The sequence below is a fragment of the Falsiroseomonas oryzae genome, assembly GCF_027856955.1.
GTDB lineage: Bacteria > Pseudomonadota > Alphaproteobacteria > Acetobacterales > Acetobacteraceae > Falsiroseomonas > Falsiroseomonas oryzae.
Genome location: NZ_JAPSMD010000372.1, coordinates 1 through 5,273 on the forward strand (window position 1 = coordinate 1; position 5,273 = coordinate 5,273).

Below are 5,273 nucleotides of genomic sequence, written 5' to 3' on the forward strand. Positions count from 1 at the left end.
ATGGCGGTGCTGGCGGCCGCGCTCTACCTCGCGCCGCTGCCCTGGCTTGCCGTCGCGCTGGCGATGGCGGCGTGCTGCGTCGGCGGGCTGGTGCCGGCGGCCTGCTTCGCGCTGCTGCCGCGCGTGGTGCCGAAGCCCGTGCTGGTCGCGCCGGCGATGGGGCTGACCATCCAGGGCAACAATCTGGTGCAGCTGCTGGCGCCGCCGGCGCTGGGCGTGCTGGCCGGCTTTGCCTGGGCGCTGCTGGCCGCGCCGCTGCTGCTCTCGGGCCTGGTCGCGGCGGCGATCGGCCTGCGCCTGTCACGGGCCGGCTTGCGGGCGGCGTCGGGGGCGCCCTAGCCTCTCGCCACACGGCGCGCAGACGCCGCATCCGGGGACGCATCACCGGGCCGCACCGCCCACGCTGGAGACATCACCCATGCCTGCCTTCGATCGCCGCCACCTTCTTGCGCTCGCTGCCGGCGCCGCAGGCGGTGCGCTGCTGCCCGCCGCGGCGGATGCGCGGCCGCTGGACCAGGTGCTGTCCTCCCGTCGGCTGCGCGCCGGAATCAATCCGACGCTGCCGCCCTTCGGCACCTTCAACGAGCGCAACCAGATCGACGGCTTCGACGCCGACATCGCGCGCGAGATCGCGCGGCGCATCAACGTCGAGCTGGAGATCGTGCAGGTCGGCAGCCCAGACCGCATCCCCTTCCTGCAGGCCGACCGCATCGACATCGTGCTGGGCGCCATCACCCGCACGATCGAGCGCGCTCTGGTGATCGACTACACCCAGCCGCTGCACACCCAGTCCATGGTGGTGCTGACCAAGGCGACCGGCACGGCGGTGCCGATCAACGCGCCCGCCGACCTCAACAACCGTGCCGTGCGGCTGGTGCAGGTGCGCGGCACCGTCGGCGTGCCGTGGATCCAGGCCAATGCGGCGCAGGCGCAGGTGACGCTGCTCGACAACTATCCCGACTGCTTCCGCGCGCTGGCACAGGGCCGGGCAGATGCGATGGTGGACGTGGCGGAATCCGTCGTCATCCCGATGCGCAACTTCCAGGGCGTGCCGTGGCGGATCCTTGACGAGGTGCTGGCCAGCTTCTGGGTGGGCATCGGCGTGCAGAAGGGTAACACCGCACTGCGCGACGTGCTGAACGTGGTGCTGTTCGAGATGCATCGCAGCGGCTTCGTCAACGCGACCTGGCAGAAGTGGTTCGGCGTGCCGATGACCACGCCGATCCCCTTCAACCCGATGTTCTAGGCGTGCAGCTGCGTCTCCCTCTCCCGCACAGACTGGAGAGGGCCGGGGTCGGGGTCGTGTCGCGATGACCCTGCAGTACGGCCAGATCCTCCAGTACCTGCCCGACTTCCTGATCGGCGCGGCGATGGCGCTGTGGATCGCCGCCGTCGCCTTCGCGGGCGGGCTGCTGATCGGGCTGGCCGGCGCCGCGGTGCTGAGCTTCGGCCCCTGGCCGGCGCGCGCGCTGGTCGGCGGCTATGTCCGCTTCTTCACCTGGACGCCGCAGCTCGTGCAGATCTTCTTCCTGTTCTTCGCGCTGCCGGAGGTCGGCATCACCCTCTCGCCCGTCACAGCCGTGCTGATCGGCATGACGCTGAATGCCGGCGCCTACCTGACGGAGATCGAGCGCGCCGGTTTCGCCAGCGTCCCGCGGGCCGAGCTGGACGCGGCGGAGACGCTCGGCTTCAGCAGGCTCCAGACGGTGTGGTACGTGATCGCCCCCCATGTCGTGCGCGCGCTGTATCCGGCGCTGTCCAACCACTACATCATCATGACGCTCGGCACCTCCATGGCGGCAATCTTCGGCGTGGAGGAGCTCACCGGCCGCGCGCTGAACGCCAACGCCATCTCCTTCCGCTCGGTGGAGATATTCTCGACCGTGGCGCTGATCTACATCGTACTGACCATCGTCGCCTCCACGCTGCTTTGGCTCGTGGGACGCTGGATGTTCCGCATCAAGGCCAAGGTGTTTTGAGGTCTGGCATGCCTCAAGCGCCGGCGGCCGCATCCGCGGCCTTGGCTCGCCGCACTTGCGGCGGGCCGCATTCGCGGCCTCGGCCCGCAGAGCGGGCCGCCAGCGCCGGCGAGCGGGGCTGCGCAGGATGAGCGCATGGGACATCCTGCTGATGGAGGCGCCGCGCTTCTTCACCTGGTGGAACATCCGCTTCCTGCTGGAAGCGGTCGGCAACACGCTGGTGGCCAGCGTGCTGGGGTGCGCCGTCGGCTATGCGCTGGGCTTCGCGCTGGCCGCGCTGCGCCTGCCGCAGTTGGTGCCCTTCGGGCCGCTGCGGGCGCTCTGCATCCTGTGGGTGGAGATCTTCCGGCGCATCCCCTTCCTGGTGCTGCTGCTGCTGGTCTTCTTCCTGGCCCAGTTCGCGAAGCTGGAGGCGCCGCTCTGGGTGGTGGCGGTCGCGGCCGTCGCCATCCGCATGTCCGCGCTGGCGGCGGAGAATATCCGGGCCGGGCTGGAATCCGTGCGCGCGACCCAATGGGAAGCGGCGCTCACCATGAACATGAATCCGTGGCGCGTACTGGGCGCGGTGGTGCTGCCGCAGGCCTGGCGGGTGATCCTGCCGCCCTCCATCGCCCATGTCCTGTCGATGGTGAAGGAGACCTCGCTGGTCAGCCAGATCGGCTTCATCGAGATCACCTTCGCCGCGAAGATGCTGACGCAGCGCGGCTTCTCCGCGCTGCTGACCTACGGCTCGGCGCTGGTGCTCTACTTCGTTGTCGGCTGGGCGCTGGCCACGCTGGGCCGCTGGGCGGAGCGGAAGCTCACGCGGCGTCCCGCGGGCCCTGGGGCGCCAACCCGCTCTCCCGCATCGCCGCCCGCAGCATCGCCGCTTCCGGCCCCGTGACGGGCGGCTGTGGCGGTCGCACCGCCGGGTCCGGGATCACGCCCATCTCCGCCAGGCAGAACTTCAGCCGCGCCGTGGCGCGGCCCGCGGGCGGCGCGCCGTAGATCGCCTCGGCCAGCGGCTCCAGCCGGTCATGCAGCGCCCGCGCGCGTGGCAGGTCGCCGGCGCGCACGGCGGCGTCGAGCGCCGAGATCTCGTCCGGCATCAGGTCCGCCAGCGACACCAGCGAGCCGTCGGAGCCGTGCACCATGCAGGCCAGCAGGTGTTCGTCGCCGCTGGCGCAGACCGCCACGTCAGGCCGCTTCGCCTTCACCTGGCGGCGCAGCGCGTCGTAGCGGTCCACCTCCCAGGACCCTTCCTTGATCCCGACCACCTCCGGGATGTCGAGCAGCGCGTCGAGGGTCTCCGGCGTGAAGCCCATGCGGCCGGCAGCGTGGTGCGCCTGGAACAGGAAGATCGGCATGCCCGGCACGGCGCGCGTGATCGCGCGGTGGTGCAGCAGCGCCATCTCCGTGGTGTGCGCCAGGGCGAAGGCGTTGGGCAGGAACACCATCACCGCGTCGGCGCCGGCGTCGCGCGCATCCCGCGCTTCCTCCGCCGCCTCCAGGCTGCTTTCCGCGTTGACGCCGGCGACCACGATCCGCGTCGCCCCGACCGTCGCGACCGTCACCTCCACCGCGCGCCGCTTCTCCGCGCGCGACAGCACGAAGTTCTCGCCGGCATGGCCGTTCATCAGCACGCCCGCGACACCGTCGCGCAGCGCGCAATGGACGGTGTGCCGCGCATAGGCCGTCCAGTCCGGCGAGAAATCCGCGCGCATCGGCAGCACGGTCGAGGGATAGATGCCGTGGAAGCGGTCGGGGCCCTGCGGAATCATGCCGCCTCCTGTGCAAGCAAGCGATCGATCGGGAACAGCGGCAGTTCCGGCGCCTGGCCGAGCACCGCCTGCGCCAGCAGCTTCCCGAAATAGGGACCGCTGGTGTAGCCGGAATGCACGCTGCCGATGATCCAGGCATCCGGCACGCCGGGGATCGGTCCGATGGCCGGCAGCGCATCCGCCGTCTCCGCCTCCAGCCCCAGCCAGGCGCGCACCACGCGCGCGTCGCGCAGCGCGGGGACTGCATGGGCAGCGAGGCGGACATTCCCCTGGAAGTTCTCCGCCCGCACCGCCAGCCCGCCGCGCTGCCGGTCGCCGATGCCCTGCCAGCCGCCGCCGATCAGCACCGTGCCGTTGGCGTACTGCTTCAGCGAGAGCAGGCCGGAGGCGACGCCGAGCACGGTGCGCATCACCGGGCGAATGCGTTCCGTGATCACCAGCTGGTTGATCAGCACCTTGATCGGCAGGCGGAGCCCGAGCCAGGCCGCCATATCCTCGAGCCAGACGCCGCCGGCCAGCACGATGCGCCGTGCGCGCAGCGGGCCCTGCGCGGTCTGCAGCGTGAAGCCCTGCGCGTCGCGATCCACGGCTGTCACGCCGCGCCCCTCGAACAGGGCGACGCCGGCATTGAGCAGCGCGGGCCGGAAGGCCCGGCCGGTCAGGTAGGCGCTGGTGAAGCCGTCGATCGGGCAATGACCGGCCAGCAGCACCTTGTCGCTCAGCCCCGGCTCGATCTCCATCGCGCGGCCGCCGGAGACCAGCTCGATCGGCGCGCCGGCCTGACGGCGGAAATGCGCGCGCTCCTCCAGCATCGCCGCCTCGCGTTCGGTGAAGGCCACCGAGAGGCCGGGGCAGGACACCGCCAGCACGTGGCCGCCGTCGCACCACTCGGGCATGCGCAGCCACATCTCATGCGCGCGCAGCGCATAGGGGATCAGCGCGGCGCGGGTCATCTGCATGGTCAGCGTGCCGGCATTGACGCCCGAGGCCTCGCGGCAGATCGCGCCGCGGTCCAGCAGCGCCACCTGCATGCCGCCGCGCGCCAGGTGCAGCGCCGTGCTGCACCCCATCACGCCGGCGCCGACCACTGCGGTGTCGAAGATCATATCGGCGCCGGCGCCGGCACGGGAATGTCGGCATAGTCGAACTCGCCCAGCAGCGCCTCCATCGGCACCGGGCGCAGCGGCAGGCGGCCGGTGGCGAAGCCCGCGCGCTCCCGCCCGCCGACGCGGTTCGCGACCAGCTCTGCCGCCGCCTCGCCGCAGACGCGGCCCTGGCAGGGCCCCATGCCGCAGCGGGTGAACTGCTTCAGCTGGTTCATGTCGGCCGCGCCGTCGTCCAGCGCTGCCTCGATCTCGGCGCGCGTCACGCCCTCGCAGCGGCAGACCACGGTGTCGGGCGGGATGGCGGAGACCAGCGCCGGTCGCAGCGCCATCATGCGCGCCATGGCCCCGCCCGTCCGCGCGGCGCGCCAATGCTCCAGCGCCGGCCGGCGGCGCGCCCGCGCATGGGCGCGGCCATCCAGCCTCTCCAG

The 5,273-nt window shown here is 71.7% G+C and carries 7 protein-coding genes; 4 read left to right on the top strand and 3 right to left on the bottom strand.

Annotated elements, in window-relative coordinates; translation table 11 throughout:
• The 4 genes from OZN99_RS24625 to OZN99_RS24640 all read left to right on the top strand — a co-directional run.
• Nucleotides 1-339, top strand: a 339-nt coding sequence (locus OZN99_RS24625; RefSeq protein ID WP_408611933.1) for a hypothetical protein, incomplete at its 5' end; no start/stop codon positions are given.
• Between the two features lie 79 nt (nt 340-418).
• On the top strand, nt 419-1,246 hold the full coding sequence (locus tag OZN99_RS24630; protein WP_270937885.1) for a transporter substrate-binding domain-containing protein: 828 nt from the start codon (nt 419-421) through the stop codon (nt 1,244-1,246).
• Nucleotides 1,247-1,310: 64 nt separating this feature from the next.
• Nucleotides 1,311-1,979, top strand: a complete 669-nt coding sequence (locus OZN99_RS24635) for an amino acid ABC transporter permease (protein WP_270937886.1) — start codon at nt 1,311-1,313, stop codon at nt 1,977-1,979.
• A gap of 127 nt (nt 1,980-2,106) precedes the next feature.
• Nucleotides 2,107-2,862, top strand: a complete 756-nt coding sequence (locus tag OZN99_RS24640; RefSeq protein WP_270937887.1) for an amino acid ABC transporter permease — start codon at nt 2,107-2,109, stop codon at nt 2,860-2,862.
• Here OZN99_RS24640 and OZN99_RS24645 read toward each other — a convergent pair.
• The 3 genes from OZN99_RS24645 to OZN99_RS24655 all read right to left on the bottom strand — a co-directional run.
• Nucleotides 2,780-3,739, bottom strand: a complete 960-nt coding sequence (locus OZN99_RS24645) for a dihydrodipicolinate synthase family protein (protein ID WP_270937888.1) — start codon at nt 3,737-3,739, stop codon at nt 2,780-2,782. The genes OZN99_RS24640 and OZN99_RS24645 overlap by 83 nt on opposite strands.
• Nucleotides 3,736-4,845 (bottom strand): NAD(P)/FAD-dependent oxidoreductase, encoded by a 1,110-nt coding sequence (locus tag OZN99_RS24650; RefSeq protein ID WP_270937889.1) that lies wholly within the window; start codon nt 4,843-4,845, stop codon nt 3,736-3,738. The genes OZN99_RS24645 and OZN99_RS24650 overlap by 4 nt, the downstream gene beginning before the upstream one ends.
• Nucleotides 4,842-5,273: (2Fe-2S)-binding protein (locus OZN99_RS24655; RefSeq protein WP_270937890.1), on the bottom strand; the 432-nt coding region annotated here is incomplete at its 5' end. The genes OZN99_RS24650 and OZN99_RS24655, both read right to left, overlap by 4 nt.

Coding starts and splice junctions, on each gene's coding strand:
- OZN99_RS24630 (WP_270937885.1), top strand. CDS start 419: ATGCCTGCCTTCGATCGCCGCCACCTTCTTGCGCTCGCTGCCGGCGCC.
- OZN99_RS24635 (WP_270937886.1), top strand. CDS start 1,311: ATGACCCTGCAGTACGGCCAGATCCTCCAGTACCTGCCCGACTTCCTG.
- OZN99_RS24640 (WP_270937887.1), top strand. CDS start 2,107: ATGAGCGCATGGGACATCCTGCTGATGGAGGCGCCGCGCTTCTTCACC.
- OZN99_RS24645 (WP_270937888.1), bottom strand. CDS start 3,739: ATGATTCCGCAGGGCCCCGACCGCTTCCACGGCATCTATCCCTCGACC.
- OZN99_RS24650 (WP_270937889.1), bottom strand. CDS start 4,845: ATGATCTTCGACACCGCAGTGGTCGGCGCCGGCGTGATGGGGTGCAGC.